Here is a 19,075-nt window from a genome sequence, read left to right as displayed (position 1 = left end):
TTTAACAAAAATATAAGAAGACAAACTTTTAGCTTTGTACAAGGGGAAGGGGAAAAGGGGAATGAGCAAAGTTAGATTCAAACCTTTAACCTTGTAACCTTTAACCTTTTCCCTTCTTGACACTCTATCTTTAACTTTTTGGATTTATCAGTGACAGTACAGACATCTCAACCGCTTTCTCCCCAGTCTTTGGGTGAACTGAACCGCCAAATAATCGTGATTTTGGACTTTGGTTCTCAGTACTCCGAGTTAATAGCTCGTCGAATTCGCGAAACTCAAGTTTATTCTGAAGTTCTTTCCTATCGCACTACTGCCGAACAACTTAAACAACTCAATCCCAAAGGGATCATTCTTTCTGGTGGCCCTAATTCAGTTTATGACCCAGGCGCACCCCATTGTGACCCAGAAATTTGGGAGTTAGGCATTCCGATTTTAGGAGTTTGCTACGGAATGCAGTTAATGGTGCAGCAACTTGGCGGCGAAGTTAAACGCGCCGAACGAGGTGAGTATGGCAAAGCATCACTAGTTATTGACGATCCCACAGATTTGTTGACCAATGTGGAAGATGGTTCGACAATGTGGATGAGTCACGGAGATTCTTGCACAGCTTTGCCAGAAGGGTTTGCAATTTTGGCACACACGGCGAATACTCCCGTAGCAGCGATCGCTAATCACCAGAAAAAACTCTACGGTGTACAATTTCACCCAGAAGTAGTTCACTCGGTTTGTGGTTTAGCTTTAATCCGTAATTTTGTTTATCACATTTGCGACTGTGAACCAACCTGGACAACTGCGGCTTTTGTAGAACAATCTGTGCGGGAAATTCGGGCAAAAGTTGGCGATAAACGAGTATTATTGGCGCTTTCGGGCGGTGTAGATTCTTCTACTTTAGCTTTTTTGCTGCACAAAGCGATCGGGGATCAGCTAACTTGTATGTTTATCGACCAAGGCTTTATGCGGAAATATGAGCCAGAACGGTTGGTAAAATTGTTTCACGAACAATTTCATATTCCGGTAGAGTATGTTAACGCACGCGATCGCTTTTTACAAGCAATAGCCGGAGTTACCGATCCCGAAGAAAAGCGCCGTCGCATCGGACACGAGTTTATTCGCGTTTTTGAAGAAGAATCAAGAAGACTTGGGCCTTTTGATTACCTCGCCCAAGGTACACTTTATCCAGACGTAATCGAATCTGCTGATACTAACGTCGATCCCAAAACTGGGGAACGGGTAGCAGTGAAAATTAAGAGTCACCACAACGTTGGGGGTTTACCGAAAGATTTACGATTTAAGTTGATTGAACCGCTGCGGAAACTCTTTAAAGATGAAGTGCGGAAAGTGGGAAGATCGATCGGTCTACCAGAAGAGATCGTCAACAGACATCCTTTTCCAGGTCCGGGACTCGCTATTCGCATTTTAGGCGAAGTTACCGAAGAAAGGTTAGATATTCTCCGCGATGCAGATTTAATCGTGCGTCAAGAAATCAACCGTCACGAAATGTATAGCGAGTTATGGCAAGCTTTCGCCGTTCTCCTACCCATTCGTAGCGTTGGTGTAATGGGCGATCAACGTACTTATGCTTATCCTATTGTCCTCCGCTTCGTGAAAAGCGAAGATGGCATGACAGCAGACTGGGCAAGAGTACCCTACGATTTGTTAGAACTGATTGCTAATCGCATTGTCAATGAAGTTCCTGGAGTTAACCGAGTGGTTTACGATATTACTTCTAAACCACCAGGAACGATCGAATGGGAATAAGCTAGCAGGGGAGCAGGGGAGCAGGGGAGCAGGGGAGCAGGGGAGCAGGGGAGCAGGGGAGCAGGGGAGCAGGGGAGCAGGGGAGCAGGGGAGCAGGGGAGCAGGGGAGTTTTTCCCTACCCCCTACCCCCTAACCCCTAAACCCTCCCTAGTCCCCTAGTCCCTAATACTCCCACTCCAGTTCACCGTTGCTAATTTTGTTGTAAATCATGGTGCGGCATAACTCCAATTCTTCAGGGGTAATTTTGCCATCTGCCCACATAATTCCTTTAATTCTCTCGCACTCTGCCTTACTGACTTTGCCATTAGCAATTACTTGCTCAATAGCTGTTTTGAGTCTTGCTAAATCTTGCAATTCTTCAGGGGTGGGCGAATTTGCGTTTGGTCGTTCTATTTTCATCAGTAACACCTCCTGACAAAGGTTATCACCAAGCAAACTGAAGAGAATATTTGATACCCGGATATTTATCTTTGGCTGACTATTCGTAACTGTATTTACCTTAAAAGTATCACCTATAATTGAAGTCATTAGTTTGCCAATATACAAAATTTAGATAAATATTTAAAATTTATGGATAAACTTTAAATATTATCAGGATATTTGAATTTATTGTAACTTTTGCCTAAAAACATTCCGCAGTGACGAATAGATGTAGAGTTTGTTTGGCGATTATTGAGAATCAGCCAAACTAATTTTTTTGATTAATTATTTCTAGAAAATAGCTTTTTTGCCTTGGTAAACAAATCAAATTTTATCCTTTAATCATCAACAGCTTTTCAACAATTTAAAAAGGCTGAAAAGCTGCTATGGGTATTGACAATGGAATATTTACTGATATATATTCTGCTAGGTGTAGTTATGGTAGTGAGGATGTTTAACTTGAAGCAGAAATTTTACTACAACTTATTACTGGGAATAACTACCTCTTTAGTTGTTCCCACTTTGATAAGAATCCCAGCAGTTCACGCAGAAGAAAATAGCACTAATATTCAAAATTTAGAAGCTATCAATCCGTCATTTTCCTTCATAGATTTAGCAAATTTCAGTGTTAGTCAAGAGCAAAATCAAGAAGATTTCCAAAAGAGAAAGCAGAGAATAACTGAAGTACCAGAACTCAACCTCAGCGGAGCTACTGCTAGGGAATTAAAAGCTAATTCTACGCAAGCTCAGGATTTAAGTGGTACTGAGGCTCAATCATTACCTAATACGCAAAATCAACCAGTATTTTTCAGTCAAGCAACCAAACAAACAATAATTCCCGATCGCGGATTTTATATTTCTATCACCCCCGGACTGATGTTTGGATATAATATTGACACTGTTTCCTCTGTAACAGAACCTAGCACAATTAAAACTGATACAGGATTTAGTGTTAGTGGAGCTTTAGGTTATAAGTTACGGGATTTCCGCGTTGAAGCAGAATTTACTTATGGAAGAAATGATGCGAAGGAAATAGAGTTGGAGAATGGAACTTCTACCAGGATAGGCGGTTATTTTCAAACTTTTGCCTATATGCTGAATGCTTATTATGACATCCCTTTGACTAGGAGGATTCGACCTTACATTGGTGGAGGTTTAGGTGCTGCTACGTTCTCAGCTGAGGATATTGTGCAGGCTAATACACCAACATTATCCGGTTCAAACACCGCTTTTGCTTATCAATTTAAAGTAGGTATTGGCTACCAACTAACTGATAATGTTAATGTTTTTGTGGGATATCGATTACTTGGTATCAGTGGACAAGATTTTGAGCGAGGTACTCAACGGGTTGAAGGTGATAGTTTCACAACTAATTCTTTACAATTTGGGGCGCGGATTGTGTTTTAATGTTGTTTGAATTTTAAGAGATGTGGAGACGTTTCATGAAACGTCTCTACAGTAAATGATGTTTATATCGTCCCTACCCTAACCAACAGACTTATTCAGCAAGCCCTAATTATTTATATCCAAAGTCCAAGCCGATCTTTTAAACTTGCGTCTAAAAGTATACAAACTATACAGTTTGGGACAACCAGACATGGTATCACTAATTGTAATTTTGCTATTGACATAAAGATGCCAGCTGATATATCACTTGTTGTAATTTTGCTATTGACATGAATAAAGATGCCTAAAGTCGTTTCGATTCACTCTTATCGGGGTGGTACGGGCAAGTCTAACTTTACAGCCAACTTAGCAACGACTGTTGCCTTACAAGGGAATCGGGTTGGTGTGGTAGATACAGATGTTCCCTCGCCCGGTATTCATAATCTGTTTTGCTTAGAACCCGAACAGATGGGTAAAACTCTGAATAACTACCTCTGGGGTGATAGTCCGATCGAAGATGCAGCTTACGATGTCAGCGCCAATGTTGGGTTAACCCAATCGGGTAAGCTTTATCTAGTTCCCTCTAGTGTGAAAGCGGATGATATTGCCCGCATTCTCAAAGATGGCTATGATGTCAGGCTGATGAATGATGGGTTTCGCAGCTTAGTTAAGTCGCTGCAATTGGATTATTTGTTTATTGATACTCACCCTGGATTGTCAAAAGAAACGTTTTTGTCGATCGCTATTTCCCACTTTCTCATCTTAATCTTGCGTCCTGACAAGCAAGACTATCAGGGAACTGCTGTAACTGTCGATGTGGCACGGCAATTGAAAGTTCGCAAAATGCTACTAGCTATTAATAAAGTCCATAGTAAGCTCAACCCAGAAGCGTTGAAACAGAAAGTTGAGGAAACTTACCAGGAGAAAGTTGCTGGAGTTTTTCCGCTTTCGGAAGATGTGGTTCAACTAGCGAGTGAAGGTGTTTTTTGTGTAACCTACCCAGAACACCCGATGAGTCAAGAGTTTCGTAAGGTAGCGCAGCAAATCATTGAGGGTTGAGCATCATGTCTAACTTTGGAGATTTACAGTCCCTTGCTAGTTCCATCACAGCCGTCACTTCACCTTTTCGGAATTATTTGACAGACTTGTACCAAAAGTATCGTAAGCTCAACGATGGAGCCGTCGCGGACTACATTCCCGAACTGGCGCTAGCAAAGCCGGAATGGTTTGGCATCTGTGTGGTGACAAAGGATGGACAGGTGTTTGAGGTCGGAGATTGCGACCAGCTATTTACGATTCAATCGATTTCTAAAGCTTTTGTTTTCGGGTTAGCCCTAGAGGATCACGGGCGCGAGTATGTCAACAGCAAGGTGAGTGTGGAACCTACGGGGGAAGCATTTAATTCCATTGTGCTCGATGAAGCAACCAACCGTCCCTATAACCCGATGGTAAATGCGGGAGCCATTGCTACAGCTGACTTGATCGAAGGTCAAAACGGCACTGAGCGCCTGAAACGACTGCTGGAAATGTTTAAACGCTACACTGGGCGGGAGCATGACATCAATGTTCCCGTTTTTTTGTCAGAAAAGGCAACAGGCTTCCGCAATCGCGCAATGGCATACCTAATGCGAAATTTCGGTATGATCAGCGACAAAATTGATGAAACCTTGGATCTCTACTTTCAGCAATGTTCGATTTTGGTGAATGCGAAGGATTTGGCAATGCTGGCGGCAACTCTGGCGAATGGCGGTGTGAATCCCGTTACGGGGGTAAGAGCGATCGATGAACGCTACGTGCAGGATGTGATCAGCGTGATGCTTACCTGTGGAATGTATGACGCATCTGGCGAGTGGTGTTATCGAGTGGGAATGCCTGCCAAGAGTGGTGTAGGCGGTGGGATTACAGCAGTTGTTCCGGGAAAACTGGGTATTGGCACCTTTTCACCCCTCTTAGATGCAAAAGGAAATAGCGTCCGGGGCATCAAAGTTTGTCAAGACTTGTCGCAGGATTTTGGCTTGCACTTGTTTAACGTGGCAAAATCAGAACGGGATTTACAGCAATGGATTGCCGGAGGTAGTGGTATTAATGATTGGTAGACAGAGTGTTTAGCTAAAAATCCTCAATGCTTGAAAGAAAGTAAAAAAACCAACTTTAGTAATTCAAAATTTAACATTTATGGAATTCAATTACTTTGATAAGCTGCGGGATGAAATTTTTCAAGCAATAGATGGATATGCACCTAGCAGTAATCCAGTTTTCTACGAAACTCTGCAAACTCATTTTCCCGGCAGTTTGCCAATGGCAGACTACATTAAAAACACTTACAAAACTCTAAATTCTTATGGCTTTGATAAGGGTAAAACGATCGGAATGGTGGCAATTTGTCGGGACGAAATCACTGACGTTTTAATTGATGAAGTAATTAAATATTGGGGAAAAACATTCAATTGTTGCAGTTTAGCAGGCTTTGTGATGATGGGGAAAACAGGTTTAGCCGCAGCAACAGACCACACTCCGATCGTTGATGGCACAAGGCGATTTACTTTTTATGCAATGCCCCACATTGCTATTTCCCGACATGGTGAAATTGGCAAAGTTTACCGAGATGGTATTCAAAAAGCTTCCCATGCTTGTGGGGCGCTGGAAGCAATAGTTAAAGAACTACAATCTGGTCATGTTCAGCTAATGACCGATATGCAGGATATTGAACAATCAATTATCCGCCAAAAAATTCTTTCAACAATTAAATATGGCGATAAACCCGATTTGGTGGAAATCACTAAATTGGCTAGTCAGATTATTTCTCAAGATGTTGAGCAACTCTTAAGTTCTTTGGATAGTTCTATTTTCAATTATGCAGTGATGACCGGAATTCAAATTCACGGCCCTCATGACACGCATTGGATTTATCCTCAAGATTTTTATGTGGTAGGTTCTGATATTCCTGGTGGTAAGCAAAATTTGAATGAAGATAGTTACTAGAGAATTAATGAAAGCTCGGAAAGAATCGCCATAGAATAAAATGAGTATGGCTGTTTAGAACCTTGACAAATGAAATTACAACTGTTAAGAAGCAAGAAAGTTTGATCTTGACCAAAAAAATGGGATACAAGCCCCGTCCTTGCAGCAAAGCCTCTATCCGTAGGGTGCGTTAATGCTAATGTAACGCACCATTCCACCATATTTAGGGTTAGTGCGTAAGTCCTGTAGCCGTGATTTCTAATCGCCAGGTATTTTTGCTCAAAAAAGATGGACAGTTTGAAATTGTTTGGAAATATATAAACCTATTTATCCTGTACCTATCCTATTTTTCGTTCTAAAGTTGAATGGGATATGTTTTTAAATTTTCTCGATCGGCGGTGGAACAAAAATTGGGCTAATCTAGGTTGATGAATACTGGAAAAATAGGAGGCAAGGTAGATGAAGAGTAAAAAAATTGTTAATAAACTACTGCTCTGGTTTTTATTTATCGCTTTGGTTCCGCTAACTTCAGTGACGGCAATTACTTACTTTATTACCAGAACTTCTCAAACAAAAGAAGTTAAGAATAATTTAGTTTATATTGCACAAAGTAAGGTTTTTGACGGTCAAACAATTGCCGCAGATTGGAGATATTTACCTTTTTTGAATAGAAGTATTTTATTACAAATTAATACTTCTGAAGCCTTGTCTTATTTAATAGCATTAAAAATAATAGTCATTGTTTTCGGGTTTGTTACTTTGTTGGTGGTGATTTTAGCAGCATTTTTAGTGGCGAAATCTATTCTCTTGCCTGTTGTTAAACTGACTCAAGTTGTACAAGAATTGGCTGGCGGTAATCTGAATCAACAAGCACCTGTTCTTACCCGTGAGGAAATCGATCGATTAGCCCAATCATTTAACTTCATGGGCACACAACTGCAAGAATCTTTTCAAACTATTCAAGCAAGGGAGCAAGAACTAGCTAGTGCGAAAGAACAACTAAAGGCGGTTTTAGATGCCGTTCCGGGTTCTATTTCTTGGATTGATTCGGAGGGTACTTACATGGGGGTAAATCGCCATTTAGCTGCAAAATTTAACTTGTCTCCAGAAGCTTTTGTTGGTAAAAAATTAGGGTTTATCCAAGAAAATGATAAGTTATCAAGCTTCTTGCGCGAGTTTATTAACAGTCCTGAAAATTCCGCATCTTCTATTATTGATTTTGAGATTAATCAGCAAAAGCGATATTATATAATCGCAGCCCAAAAATACCAACAAGGTAGTGCTACCGTATCTGTAGGAATTGATATTACCGATCGCAAACAAACCGAAGAAGCGCTAAAACAAAGTGAAGCAACAAACCGTGCTTTGATTGAAGCTATTCCTGACTTATTGTTACGAGTTCGCGGCGATGGGGTTTATCTGGATGATGCAGTCGGTGCGGGAAGGGTGAAGCGTTTCTCAGGAGATAATATTGCTTTAAACGCAACCACAGTTTACGATTCTCTACCACCCGCCCAAGCACAACAGCGTATGGATGCCATTAAACGGGCACTGGAGACGAAAACACTACAGATGTATGAACATCAATTGCTGATTGATGGGCAGTTAATTGATGAAGAGGTGCGGGTGATAGTTATAGGAGAAAATGAGGTGCTGGTGATGGTGCGCGATATTAGCGATCGCAAACGAGCAGAAGAGGCACTACGAATAGCAGAAGAAAACTATCGCAGCATTTTTGAAAATGCTTTAGAAGGGATTTTTCAGTCTAGTCCTGAAGGGTATTATATCAACATCAATTCAGCAATGGCAAGAATATATGGGTATGATTCACCCCAAGAAATGATTGAAACTATTAAAGATATTGGTACGCAAATTTATGTCGATCCTCTAGATCAAGCAGAGTTTAAACGTCAATTAGAAGAAAACGATCAGGTCAAGGATTTTGAATATCGGGTTTATCAAAAAGATGGTAATATCATCTGGATTCAAGAGGACACCCGTGCTGTTCGCGATCATACAGGTCAACTATTATATTACGAAGGTATGATTCAAGATATTACAGACCGGAAACGCCGTGAGGATGAATTGAGAAGACAATTAGAAGAATTGAAAATTGAAATCGATCATAAGAAACGGGAAAAGGAAGTAGCTATGCTTACTGGAAGTAGCTATTTTCAAGAGGTGCAACAGGAGATAGCAGAAGTGAACCTAGACGAATTTTGGAGTTAAGTTATAACTGAACTTTCGAGGGAAGTTTTTGTTAATCATTAACTAATTGTTGAAACTGTTCATCATTGCGGATGTAAGCAAAAGCTGGATCAGTTTGGGCAATTTGTTTGTATTGGGGATCGAGATCGATCGCCCATTGCAAATTACCAATAGCGGGATTGATACTACCTCTTAAAGCATAAGCTTTAGCATTTTGATATCTGACTTCTGGCAAATTGCGATCTAATTTCAAGGCAGCATTGTAAGCGTCTATCGCCTCTTGATAACGACTTCTCGCCAAATAACTATTACCTAAATTTAAATAATCTTCAACAGTCAAAACTTCTGTTTGGCTGTGATTTAATTCTGGTTCTATTGGCTCATTGTGAGTTAAGTTAGAGATTTCATATTGATCTTGTGCCATTAAAATTTGAGTTTCTCCGGTCATAAAATCCTGGGTTCCCGAATTAACAAATTGCTGATTTTCCGAAGTTTCAGTAACCAAGTTATCTGCCACATCAGGATAATAATTTGCTCCGGTTTGTAATGGCGAATAATAATTAATATATTCGCTTTGTAATTGTTCCATTTCCTGTTTAAAAGTAGCAGTTTGCTTTGCTACTTCTGTTTGTAATTCTTGTTGAATTTCACCAATTAACTGATTAATGATACTACGACGCAACAACCAAAGCCCCAGCGCCATAGCTACAGGAAATAAAATTATTACCAACAGGAGAATAGTAATTAAAGTGGTTGTGCGACTAAAAGCGCGATCGACTTCTGTTTGAACTAAATTGCGAATTTGGGTTTCTTGCTGAAATTTTTGCCTTTCTTGTCGTAATATTTGCAGTTCTCGACGTTCCAGAGGCGACAATTTTTGGGCGATAATTTGCCCTGTTGAAACTGTTAGTGTAACTAGCTGAGGTTTTGGTTGTGCAGTTGCATCAACAGTAATCAGCGCCATTCCTAAAAGGGTTAATTTAGCCAGAAATAGATGATTTTTCATCTTCCTAAACTACTTGGTAAATAAAGCTGAGAGTTGCCCAATTATTCACATCCAAAACCCAGGTATCTGGAGATGTGGCGATCGCTTCAGTCATATTACCACTAGCTTGATGTAAATCATTTAAAATTGACCGAGCCACTTCTAAAGGATTTGCTAAAGTAGTTAAACGACCAAAAGCAGAACTTTTGGCATTTTCCCAAGTTTCTAAAGTTTGGTTAAAAGGCGCACGACTGAAGATTAATTGAATTTCTACCACACCTGGAGGCCCTTGGACAACCCATTTAAAAGGGCTATTAGCTGAGGGAATAATAGTAGTTTCACCGGGATTAATTACTGGAGACGCAAAAGATTTGCTACCTTGTTCATTAAGATTAGTTGTGGATCTAGTAGGAAGCAGAGCGATCGGACAACCATTAGCATCTATTCCCAATAAAATAAAGTAAATTGGCGCATTCCCATAATTATGTATTTTGTACTGAATTGAACTGCTAATGGGTAAATTAACGATCGCTTCTTTTGGTGCAGTTGATGATAGACTAGCCGTAGGAGTAGGCCAAGGTGCCCTAACTGTACTGCGTTGCATCAAGACTTGTTCGCTTGGTGCGATCGTTTCTAAAACAGCTTGTACTCCCAACCGCGAAGAACCCTCATTTGCAGTTAAGCGTAACAACTTCGCCGCCAACAAAGTTTGCAATTTTGGTACTAAACGATTAACAGCTGTTTTTACTGCTTCTCCTGCTTCTCCAGAAGTATTAGGAATTGGCGACAAACCAGGAGAAAATAAACCATAGCTACTCTTAGGTAAAGGCGCAGATATTCCTCCTAGTGAATCCGACTCTGCACGCGCCAAAAGTGACTCAGTAGTAGAAACTCGACCTAACAAACAATCAACAGACTGTTCTCCTGCTACTACTGATGTTACATGAGGAATCCCCGAAAAAGCACTAGTAGCATCTACCCTTTCAATTCTGGCTAAACAACTATCTAATGCCACAGTCAAACTAATATTATGAGGTAGTACTCGTACAGCTTCTTGTACTAATTGTCCGACTTGTAGTTTACTAATTTCATTAGGATTAGAAGAATTAACCCGCGCCTTAGCTTTTAAACCTTCATGAGAACGAATAGCTAGTTGCAAAGGAGGCGTATTTTGATTGGTCTCATTCGCTGGTGTTACAGTAGTAAACAAAGAATTAAGGCTATATTGCAGCACTTTTGCAGGTAATCCTGCTAACCACAATTGGGCAGTTTTCCCATTTTCCTCCACCGCCATTACTACACCATCAGCACCTACCATTTCTTCAGATAAAACATGATAAGTGAGTAACTTTTGTTTCGGATTAGTTTGGCTACAAATTTGCGGTTGTTGTTTATTTCCGACTAATTGTTCAACAGTTCCCGCCACTCGATTTAAGCTAATTTGCACAGTAGTAGCGGGAGTAGCTTGCCAAAGGTGCTGAGTTAAAGCATAAGTAAAAAATCCACTACTAAAACCATCTATTTGCCCTTCCGTCGCCACTTGTTCTGGTTTCGCTGCGACTAAAACAATACCGGGATTTGGGCTAATTATTTGCGAATTTTGTTTAAGTTGGTCTTGTACAGCCAACTCTTCTTGGGTAATTTCTCCTGTAAGAATTGATGGTCTAGACCTAACGCGCAGATTGCCTTGTAAGATAATCCCACCGTCAGTATAACTAGTATCTAACACCGAAGTTACTAAGTCAGTGGGGAGCGATCGCAACAACAACCACAAAGTATCTTCCGTCAAAGCATTAACCACAGGCTGGTTTTTAATTTGAATAATCCCATCAACAGGCAATAACAAATTAGTTACCGGAGATTCTTTCTGATTCTTTTGTTCCCCTAAATTGCTGCTTTCCGGTAATGTTGCTTTTCCGAAACGGCTACCATAACCGCTAAAGTGAAAAACCACCACATCACCAGGTTTTACCTGCTTGGTGAGATGTTCCAAAAAAGCGGTTTCAATATTTTGTCGAGTCGCTTGTAAATCTGTAATAGTCAGGATATCGCTAGGATGAAAACCGAAACGGTGAATTAAAAGTTCCCGTTGCAATTCCACATCAGTAACACAACCTGTTAATGGTGTACTGAATAAATATTGATTAATCCCAACTAGCAAAGCCAACTGGCGCGGACTAGACTGTGCTAAAGCTTGATAGTAGCGATCGCTAAAAAACGACAATCCAGCCTGACTCAAGCCCAACGCACCCAGCACTATACCAGATTTTTGCAAAAAAGTCCTGCGCTTCATCATGTTGTTAATTATTTAAATTCTTAGACGCAACGACGTTATTTGGTGGTTGGTAGTTGCTAGTTAGTAGTTGGTAGTTGGTAATTAGTAATTAGTAATCGGAAAAAGTTAAACATTCAAGAGCTTTCATTAAAGTTCCAATCCTTTTCCCCTTACCCTTTCCCCTTTAAGCAAAAAGAATTGTACCCACTACCCACTACCCACTACCTAACAACCAATTAAGCTTCTACTGGCACTCGCATTGCCTTTGCCAATTCTGCTGCTACCTCTGGACGGGAAAATTCTGGTGGTGGAAGTTCACCCCGACGCAGCAACTCTCGGACTTTAGTTCCTGAAAGATGAACCCGCTGTTCTGGCGTACTCGGACTCGTTTTCGTCGTTGCCATACCTTGAGTCACAGTGCAGTAAAAAGCGTGTTCAAACTTCATTGGCACAATGCCCAACTCCCCAGGCTCAAACTCATCAAAGATATACTGAGCATCATAAGTGCCATAATAGTCACCCACACCAGCATGATCTCGTCCCACGATGAAGTGAGTACAGCCATAGTTTTTGCGAACTAAAGCGTGGAAAATCGCTTCCCTTGGCCCAGCATAACGCATTGAAGACGGATTAATTGCCAAAATTACTCGGTCTTTCGGGAAATAATGTTCCAGCATAATCTCATAACAGCGCATCCGCACATCAGCCGGAATATCATCTTCCTTAGTCGCGCCAACTAAAGGATGTAAGAATAGCCCATCTACAACTTCTAAAGCACATTTTTGAATATACTCATGGGCGCGATGGATGGGGTTACGAGTTTGGAAACCTACAATTGTTTTCCAACCTTTATCTTTAAACAGTTGACGAGATTCAGCAGGGTCAATTTGGTATTTAGGAAAATTAGGATGGGCATCGCGTTGTAATAGCCAAACTGGGCCAGCTAAATTAATTGCCCCTTGGTTATAAACAACTTGTACGCCTGGATGTTTAATATCGTCAGTGCGATAAACATTAATAGCTTCATGGGCTTTGTTGTAGCGATATTTCTGGGTTAATTCCAACACACCCACAAACCGCCCATCAGGATCGTCCAAACGTACCCAATTTCCTTCTTTTAACGGTTCTGCGACTTCTTCTGATACTGACAAAGTGACAGGAATTGACCAAGGTAGTCCATTCACCAAGCGCATATCAGTAACCACTTGTTCGTAGTCTGCTTGCTGCATGAAACCATTCAGGGGACTAAAGCCACCAATGGCAATCATTACTAGGTCACTATAGCTACGTTCGTCGAGTTGGACGCGGGGTAAAACATCTGCTTGGGCGAGAAATTCTGCTTTTTCCTGTGCTGTAGCAATGCGATTGATTAAATGACCACCATGAGGGGCTATGCCATCGGTCGTATGACTCATAATTAATTTAGGTTTTCCGATTGTTGCTCCAAGAAATGATCCTACCAAGCTATGTGAACATTGTGAGCAGTTTTAATTTAGTAGAGTCTGGCGAATGGGGAAGGGATCAAGGTTAGAAAAAATATCATGCAGAATTAATTTAACCACCAAATCACATTAAAAATGTACAATTTTTCTTGACCTATAATTTATTTAATTTTGGCATACGACAATCTTTGTAAATATCTAGCGGAAACTTATGCCTCAAATTTCGTTCGCTGGTTGCTGGATATTAATCCAACTAACGTGCGCGTCCTGAAAACGGAAATTATTCCTGAACCAATCCGTTCTGATGCTTTGATTTTATTGCAAACGGACAATCAAATTCTACACTTAGAATTCCAAACTTTACCTTATTCTGAGCCTCCTCTTCCTTACCGGATGCTCAAATATTGGGTACTTTTGTATGGACAATACAACTGTGACATTGAGCAAGTGGTAATCTTTCTCAAAGAAACTACGTCAGAACAAGTTTTTGTTAACCGATTTGAGAGGCAGAATACGCAACACAGTTATCGGATAATTCGCTTATGGGAACAAGACCCTACACCTTTTTTAGCTGAACCAGCTTTATTACCTTTGGCACCTTTAACCCGTAGCAATAATCCTACCAACTTATTAGAACAAGTTGCCCAACAAGTCGCTATGCTAGAAGAGCCAGCACAAAAGCAAAGTCTAGCAGCGGCAGCTGAAATTATAGCAGGTTTGCGATTTGAAAAAAGTTTAATTCGGAGATTATTTCGGGAGGAACTGATGCAAGAATCTGTAATTTACCAAGATATTCTGGAGCGAGGTTTACAAAGAGGATTACAACGAGGGGAAGCGATCGCACTTCTCCGCATCCTAACACGACGCTTCGGAGAAATACCCCTGGAATTAGCAGAAAAAATTCGCTCTTTACCAATCCCTCAATTAGAAGCCTTAATCGATGCCCAAATAGACTTTTCCAGTTTAGATGATTTAGTCAATTGGTTAGAACAGCAAAGTTAAAAAGCAGGAGGGCAGAGGAGACAAGGGAGAAAATTTAAAACTGAAAACTTTCTCCCTAACTGAAAAATCTGTACGGGCAATTCATGAAATGCCCCTATTCAAAAATTTCCCAGTCCCCAGTCCCCAATCACTAGTCCCCAACACCCTTCTCAATAACTCCCCCACCTAACACCATATCTCCGTCGTACCAAACCGCAGCTTGTCCGGGAGTAATGCTAAATTGGGGTTCGTCAAAAACTAATTTGACGCGGGAATTTTCCAGAGGAATTACTGTTACTGGAGTTGCTGAAGAACGATAACGAATTTGCACTTCGGCGCGAATAGGTGCAGCTGGTTCAGTAATGGAAACCCAATTAACTCGTTGTACAACACATTCTGTTTTGTTAGCACTATCACGAGTACCGACAATCACACGATTTTTGACAGCATCCAAACCGATCACATACAAAGGTTCTGCCGCTGCAATTCCTAAACCTCGGCGTTGTCCAATTGTATAGTGATGTACGCCATCATGCTGTCCTAAAACATTGCCGGACTGGTCAACAATTTCTCCTTTTTGGGGTGTAATGTACTTATCCAAAAACGCCCGCATGGAACCATTGCTTTCTACCAAGCACAAATCCATACTTTCCGGCTTACTAGCAGTTTTTAAACCGTATTCTGCTGCAATTTTTCTAGTTTCTGTCTTCAGTTTCTCGCCCAAAGGAAAAATAGTCGCTGCTAACAATTCTTGGGGCAGGTCATATAAAAAGTAGGATTGATCTTTGCTTAAATCAACTGCCCGTCGCAACTGATAGCGATCGCTTTCCTCATTGTAAGTAATTCGCGCATAGTGACCTGTGGCAATTTTATTAATGCCCAATTTTTCTTGAGCATATTGCAGCATCGGGCCAAATTTTACTGCTTTGTTGCATTGGGAACAAGGCAGAGGGGTAATACCGTCACTATACCCTGCCACCAAATAATCAACTATATGGGCTTGAAAAACTTCCCGGCTATCGACAATATGGTGAGGAATGCCCAGCTGTTCGCAAATGAAAGCAGCATCGACCATCCCCTCAGAACAACATTGACCCTTGCCTTTCATCAACCAAAGGGTCAACCCTGCTACTTCATATCCTTGATTATGAAGCAGGGCTGCTGCAACAGAACTATCTACACCACCGGAGAGGCCAACTACTACTTTGTTCATAAGCATACTAAGACTTTGCCCAATTGTTTCGGGGCTTTCTCTAAGGTAACATTCTTTCCAAAAATCTTTCTATTAAGGATTTCCAGAGCCCAGGGAAGGGAACAGGCAACAGGCAACAGGCGACAGGGAACATATATTTCTGTTACTTTGTCCCGGCTTGGGTTACTAGCCGCAATTACTAGCCACAAATTTATTAATAACTATTCCAGTTAGGAATCAATGTTATATCCTCTGGGTTAGATTAATTACTAAGTTTGTGGCTAGGGTGCGGGAAACTAAGACGAAAGGAGTAAAAACGAGTATGACTACAAATCGGAGACATGAATTGCGGGGAATTGGCGAGTTGCAGTTTTGGTCATTGGGTAAACTGATGAGCAATTTTTCGGCGCTGCTATCTCTGTTACCTTTGTTGATGGGAGGATTTTTTACTGTAGTTACTGAAGGTAAAGCCGAAGCAAGACATACAACGAGATCTTCTGAGGAATGCTGTGTAGTTACTCAAACTTTTACCCAAAGGTATGTTGAGAATTTTAAGGTAGACTTAATCAGCCAAGCTGATGCTAATAGTATAGAATTGGCACAATTTCCAGACAGATTTAATCCTCGACTTTATCGAGTTTATGTGCCTGCTTATAGTGATGAACTTTTAGTATTTGTCCAACAAGAAGTAACACGCTCTGCTTTCCCATTACTGATTTCCAGAGGAAGACGAGTGATTGTAGTTACGCAGAGTGATTTGCGTGGTGCCCGCCGTGCTGTTGTGGCATTACAGGAAAAAGGTCTTCCTGTGGAAATGGATGTGATTCGGTCTAATCAGCCTCTGCGCGATGAATCGGGTAATGTAGTTCCAGACAACCGCTATCTTGTATATGTGCGAATTAGACGTGGTGATGATAGAATTGCACTTTTAGATCAGGTGCAGTCTTTAGAACCAGATGCTACAGTGGGGCAAATTGGTAGGCGAAATGTAATTTTGGTAAGACGATTTGACAATCTTACTGAAGCGCAAAGTCTGGTTAATGAATTGCGGAGTAATGGTTTGAGGGGTGGAATTTATGAAAGTCCAGTAAGACAATTGGAACCAAGAATAACAAGAAATCAGAATCGTTTTGCTGGAGTGGAATTAGAATCAGATATATCAAATAATGTCGATCGCGTTAATCGAGTTCAAAATAATGTCGATCGCATTACGCCAGTTCAAACTCGACCAGTTGCTGTTACTTCTGCACCTCAAACTTCCTATAGGTTGGTAATTCCCATCCGTCCAGATGAATTGGCTGCTATTGAAGCCCTAGCGCGGCAAATGGCTACAGATAGGGGCACAGAAAATCAAGTGATCATCGAAGCTAATGCTAATAAATCCCAATTGATAGTTGGCCCTTTCAATAATTTGCAAGTAGCGCAACAATGGGTAGCTTCTTTGCAAGATTATGGGGTTGGGAGTGTCATAATTAATAATGCCAATTAAAATTCGCAAATCTTCTACTTTGAGTCAATGAACAGGTATGAAAGAATTCAGCAAATAGCTGTTACCGCAGCCCAAATGCGGGAAATTGAAGGGCGCATCTTTGCGGGGGGAATGCCTGTAGCAGCTTTAATGGAAAAAGTGGCTGGGTTAATTTCTCAACGGGTGCAGTCGCTTTTTCCATTGTTGTTAAACCCCACCCCCAACCCCTCCCCGTCTAACGGGGAGGGGAGAAGAGATTTTTCTGAATTTTTGGTGCGAGTTGGGGTTTTGGTGGGGCCGGGTCATAATGGTGGTGATGCGCTAGTTGTGGCGCGGGAGTTGCATTTTCGCGGTTATCAAGTTAAGATTTATCGCCCTTTTTCTAAGTTAAAAGATTTGACGGCACAACATGATTTATATGCCCAAAGTTTAGGGATTTGTTATGTAGAAGATATTGCTGATTTACAAGATTGCGACCTAATTATTGATGGCTTATTTGGGTTTGGGTTAGAAAGAGAAATTAAAGATAATCTTGCAGAAACAATTAATGGGTTAAATGAATGGTCTAAACTCGTTATAAGTATTGATTTACCTTCGGGTTTACATACGGATACGGGGGAGGTTTTAGGAACAGCTATTAAGGCTAATCATACTCTTTGTTTGGGTTTGTGGAAGTTGGGATTATTGCAAGATCAAGCTTTAGAATATGTTGGTAAGGCGGAGTTAATTGATTTTGATATTCCCTTGGCAGATGTTACGGCAATTTTGGGAGAAATGCCGCAAATTCAGCGAGTCACTAAAGGGTTTATTAAGGAACATTTGCCGCTATCTCGTCCGGCGGTTACGCATAAGTATAAACAAGGGCATTTACTGTTAATTTGTGGTTCGCGGAAGTATGCTGGAGGGGCAATTTTAACTGGTTTAGGCGCGAGAGGAAGCGGTGTAGGAATGCTTTCTATTGCTGTTCCTGAATCTTTGAAATCTTTGTTGGTTTCCCATTTGCCGGAAGCGTTAATTATTGGTTGTGAGGAAACGGAGAGTGGTGCGATCGCTAGTTTACCACAAGCAGTGGATTTGGGGAGTTATGATGCGATCGCCTGTGGTCCCGGTATCACAACAGAAGCAACTACAATTGTAGAGGAAGTTTTAGCTAACAATAAACCTGTAATTTTAGATGCTGATGGTTTGAATATTTTAGCTCAATTGGGAACGATTTCGACTTTACAAAACCGCCAAGTCACAACTGTTTTAACTCCTCATGCTGGAGAATTTAAACGGTTATTTCCTGATATTGAAAATGTGCAACAAAATCGAGTTGAGGCAGTGAAAAAAGCGGCAGAATTAACTGGCTCAATTGTATTATTAAAAGGAGCAAGAACGGCAATAGGAAATGCTTCTGGTAAGGTTTGGATTATTCCCGAAAGTACGCCAGCTTTGGCGCGTGGTGGTAGTGGAGATGTATTAACCGGATTGATTGGTGGATTGTTGGCGCAAGGGGTTGCTGCTAATATTAATTCTCTGGTTGAAAGAGTGGTAATTGCAGCTTGGTGGCACGCGCAAGCTGGTATTTTAGCGGCGAAGGAAAGGACAGAATTAGGTGTGGATGCGTTTACTTTGACGCAGTTTTTAAATCCTGTATTGTCCGGTCTGTTGTGAGGACTTCAGTCCTATTATGTAGGGAGAGAACGACTGAAGTCGTCACAACGAACTTGAGCGGGAAAATTAACTAATACTGAGATCTTGCACCTGCGGTTGCGAGCCCACCCGGAAATCAATTTCCGGGCTAATAGCTCAAGTCCATTAAAATGGACTGAAAGCCTTTGAATTCTAAATAAATATTTAGTCCTATGAAAGAGGAGTTTTGCTATTAAGTAGGTGTAAATAAATAAAGTGATAATAGTTATTTAAGGATGGGGCGGGCAGGATGCCCACCCCACAAGAGTTCCAGCTTTCTTGTGGGGTGGGCATCCTGCCCGCCCCAGTTTTCACTTTATTTAT

Annotated in this window: 14 protein-coding genes; 9 read left to right on the top strand and 5 right to left on the bottom strand. The window is 41.1% G+C overall.

All coding sequences use genetic code 11. The features are described from left to right. Positions 1–150 precede the first annotated feature (150 nt). Positions 151–1,758 (top strand): glutamine-hydrolyzing GMP synthase, encoded by a 1,608-nt coding sequence (guaA, locus tag ACE1CI_RS24560; RefSeq protein ID WP_413266452.1) that lies wholly within the window; start codon positions 151–153, stop codon positions 1,756–1,758. Positions 1,759–1,921: 163 nt separating this feature from the next. Here guaA and ACE1CI_RS24555 read toward each other — a convergent pair whose 3' ends face one another. Next, on the bottom strand, positions 1,922–2,287 hold the full coding sequence (locus tag ACE1CI_RS24555; protein ID WP_413267854.1) for a hypothetical protein: 366 nt from the start codon (positions 2,285–2,287) through the stop codon (positions 1,922–1,924). Positions 2,288–2,578: 291 nt separating this feature from the next. On the opposite strand from ACE1CI_RS24555, the gene ACE1CI_RS24550 reads away from it, so the two are divergent. The 5 genes from ACE1CI_RS24550 to ACE1CI_RS24530 all read left to right on the top strand — a co-directional run bounded on the left by ACE1CI_RS24550 (position 2,579) and on the right by ACE1CI_RS24530 (position 8,755). After that, the gene (locus ACE1CI_RS24550) at positions 2,579–3,586 is read left to right on the top strand and encodes an outer membrane protein (RefSeq protein ID WP_413267855.1); all 1,008 of its coding nucleotides are present in this window, start codon (positions 2,579–2,581) and stop codon (positions 3,584–3,586) included. Between the two features lie 279 nt (positions 3,587–3,865). Next, positions 3,866–4,624 carry a MinD/ParA family ATP-binding protein gene (locus ACE1CI_RS24545; protein WP_413267856.1) on the top strand — a complete coding sequence of 253 codons (759 nt, stop codon included), beginning with the start codon at positions 3,866–3,868 and terminating at the stop codon, positions 4,622–4,624. A 5-nt stretch (positions 4,625–4,629) separates the two neighbouring features. Next, positions 4,630–5,661 (top strand): glutaminase A, encoded by a 1,032-nt coding sequence (glsA, locus tag ACE1CI_RS24540; protein WP_413267857.1) that lies wholly within the window; start codon positions 4,630–4,632, stop codon positions 5,659–5,661. 79 nt (positions 5,662–5,740) lie between these two features. Further along, positions 5,741–6,547: an LCIB family protein gene (locus tag ACE1CI_RS24535; protein WP_413267858.1), complete on the top strand. Its 807-nt coding sequence runs from the start codon at positions 5,741–5,743 to the stop codon at positions 6,545–6,547. Positions 6,548–6,985: 438 nt separating this feature from the next. Further along, on the top strand, positions 6,986–8,755 hold the full coding sequence (locus ACE1CI_RS24530) for a PAS domain S-box protein (RefSeq protein WP_413267859.1): 1,770 nt from the start codon (positions 6,986–6,988) through the stop codon (positions 8,753–8,755). Positions 8,756–8,786: 31 nt separating this feature from the next. On the opposite strand, the gene ACE1CI_RS24525 is transcribed toward ACE1CI_RS24530, so the two are convergent. The 3 genes from ACE1CI_RS24525 to sat form a co-directional block, all read right to left on the bottom strand. Further along, a complete protein-coding gene (locus tag ACE1CI_RS24525) occupies positions 8,787–9,740 on the bottom strand; it encodes a TPR end-of-group domain-containing protein (RefSeq protein WP_413267860.1) in 954 nt (317 codons plus the stop codon). Between the two features lie 4 nt (positions 9,741–9,744). Beyond that, positions 9,745–12,015 carry a caspase family protein gene (locus tag ACE1CI_RS24520; RefSeq protein ID WP_413267861.1) on the bottom strand — a complete coding sequence of 757 codons (2,271 nt, stop codon included), beginning with the start codon at positions 12,013–12,015 and terminating at the stop codon, positions 9,745–9,747. A gap of 215 nt (positions 12,016–12,230) precedes the next feature. Continuing rightward, positions 12,231–13,409, bottom strand: coding sequence for a sulfate adenylyltransferase (gene sat, locus ACE1CI_RS24515; RefSeq protein WP_413267862.1), 1,179 nt, complete (start codon positions 13,407–13,409; stop codon positions 12,231–12,233). A gap of 198 nt (positions 13,410–13,607) precedes the next feature. On the opposite strand from sat, the gene ACE1CI_RS24510 reads away from it, so the two are divergent. Continuing rightward, complete coding sequence (locus ACE1CI_RS24510; protein ID WP_413267863.1) at positions 13,608–14,438, top strand: DUF4351 domain-containing protein; 831 nt, start codon at positions 13,608–13,610, stop codon at positions 14,436–14,438. Between the two features lie 130 nt (positions 14,439–14,568). Here the strand turns inward: ACE1CI_RS24510 and mnmA are convergent, their stop codons facing one another. Beyond that, positions 14,569–15,630, bottom strand: coding sequence for a tRNA 2-thiouridine(34) synthase MnmA (mnmA, locus tag ACE1CI_RS24505; RefSeq protein WP_413267864.1), 1,062 nt, complete (start codon positions 15,628–15,630; stop codon positions 14,569–14,571). A gap of 301 nt (positions 15,631–15,931) precedes the next feature. On the opposite strand from mnmA, the gene ACE1CI_RS24500 reads away from it, so the two are divergent. Both ACE1CI_RS24500 and ACE1CI_RS24495 read left to right on the top strand, forming a co-directional pair. Next, the gene (locus ACE1CI_RS24500; RefSeq protein WP_413267865.1) at positions 15,932–17,098 is read left to right on the top strand and encodes a hypothetical protein; all 1,167 of its coding nucleotides are present in this window, start codon (positions 15,932–15,934) and stop codon (positions 17,096–17,098) included. Positions 17,099–17,125: 27 nt separating this feature from the next. Continuing rightward, the gene (locus tag ACE1CI_RS24495) at positions 17,126–18,733 is read left to right on the top strand and encodes an NAD(P)H-hydrate dehydratase (protein WP_496615780.1); all 1,608 of its coding nucleotides are present in this window, start codon (positions 17,126–17,128) and stop codon (positions 18,731–18,733) included. The last annotated feature ends 342 nt before the right edge of the window (positions 18,734–19,075 follow it).

Source organism: Floridaenema flaviceps BLCC-F50, from assembly GCF_041929275.2.
Lineage (GTDB): Bacteria > Cyanobacteriota > Cyanobacteriia > Cyanobacteriales > Aerosakkonemataceae > Floridanema > Floridanema flaviceps.
The sequence above is the reverse complement of the archived record's forward strand: the minus strand, read 5'-3'. Positions and strand labels throughout refer to the sequence as shown.

Excerpts from the sequence above, each read along its gene's own strand:
- ACE1CI_RS24555 (WP_413267854.1), bottom strand. The coding sequence starts at position 2,287 with ATGACTTCAATTATAGGTGATACTTTTAAGGTAAATACAGTTACGAAT.
- ACE1CI_RS24550 (WP_413267855.1), top strand. The coding sequence starts at position 2,579 with ATGGAATATTTACTGATATATATTCTGCTAGGTGTAGTTATGGTAGTG.
- ACE1CI_RS24545 (WP_413267856.1), top strand. The coding sequence starts at position 3,866 with ATGCCTAAAGTCGTTTCGATTCACTCTTATCGGGGTGGTACGGGCAAG.
- glsA (WP_413267857.1), top strand. The coding sequence starts at position 4,630 with ATGTCTAACTTTGGAGATTTACAGTCCCTTGCTAGTTCCATCACAGCC.
- ACE1CI_RS24535 (WP_413267858.1), top strand. The coding sequence starts at position 5,741 with ATGGAATTCAATTACTTTGATAAGCTGCGGGATGAAATTTTTCAAGCA.
- ACE1CI_RS24530 (WP_413267859.1), top strand. The coding sequence starts at position 6,986 with ATGAAGAGTAAAAAAATTGTTAATAAACTACTGCTCTGGTTTTTATTT.
- ACE1CI_RS24525 (WP_413267860.1), bottom strand. The coding sequence starts at position 9,740 with ATGAAAAATCATCTATTTCTGGCTAAATTAACCCTTTTAGGAATGGCG.
- ACE1CI_RS24520 (WP_413267861.1), bottom strand. The coding sequence starts at position 12,015 with ATGATGAAGCGCAGGACTTTTTTGCAAAAATCTGGTATAGTGCTGGGT.
- sat (WP_413267862.1), bottom strand. The coding sequence starts at position 13,409 with ATGAGTCATACGACCGATGGCATAGCCCCTCATGGTGGTCATTTAATC.
- mnmA (WP_413267864.1), bottom strand. The coding sequence starts at position 15,630 with ATGAACAAAGTAGTAGTTGGCCTCTCCGGTGGTGTAGATAGTTCTGTT.
- ACE1CI_RS24500 (WP_413267865.1), top strand. The coding sequence starts at position 15,932 with ATGACTACAAATCGGAGACATGAATTGCGGGGAATTGGCGAGTTGCAG.
- ACE1CI_RS24495 (WP_496615780.1), top strand. The coding sequence starts at position 17,126 with ATGAACAGGTATGAAAGAATTCAGCAAATAGCTGTTACCGCAGCCCAA.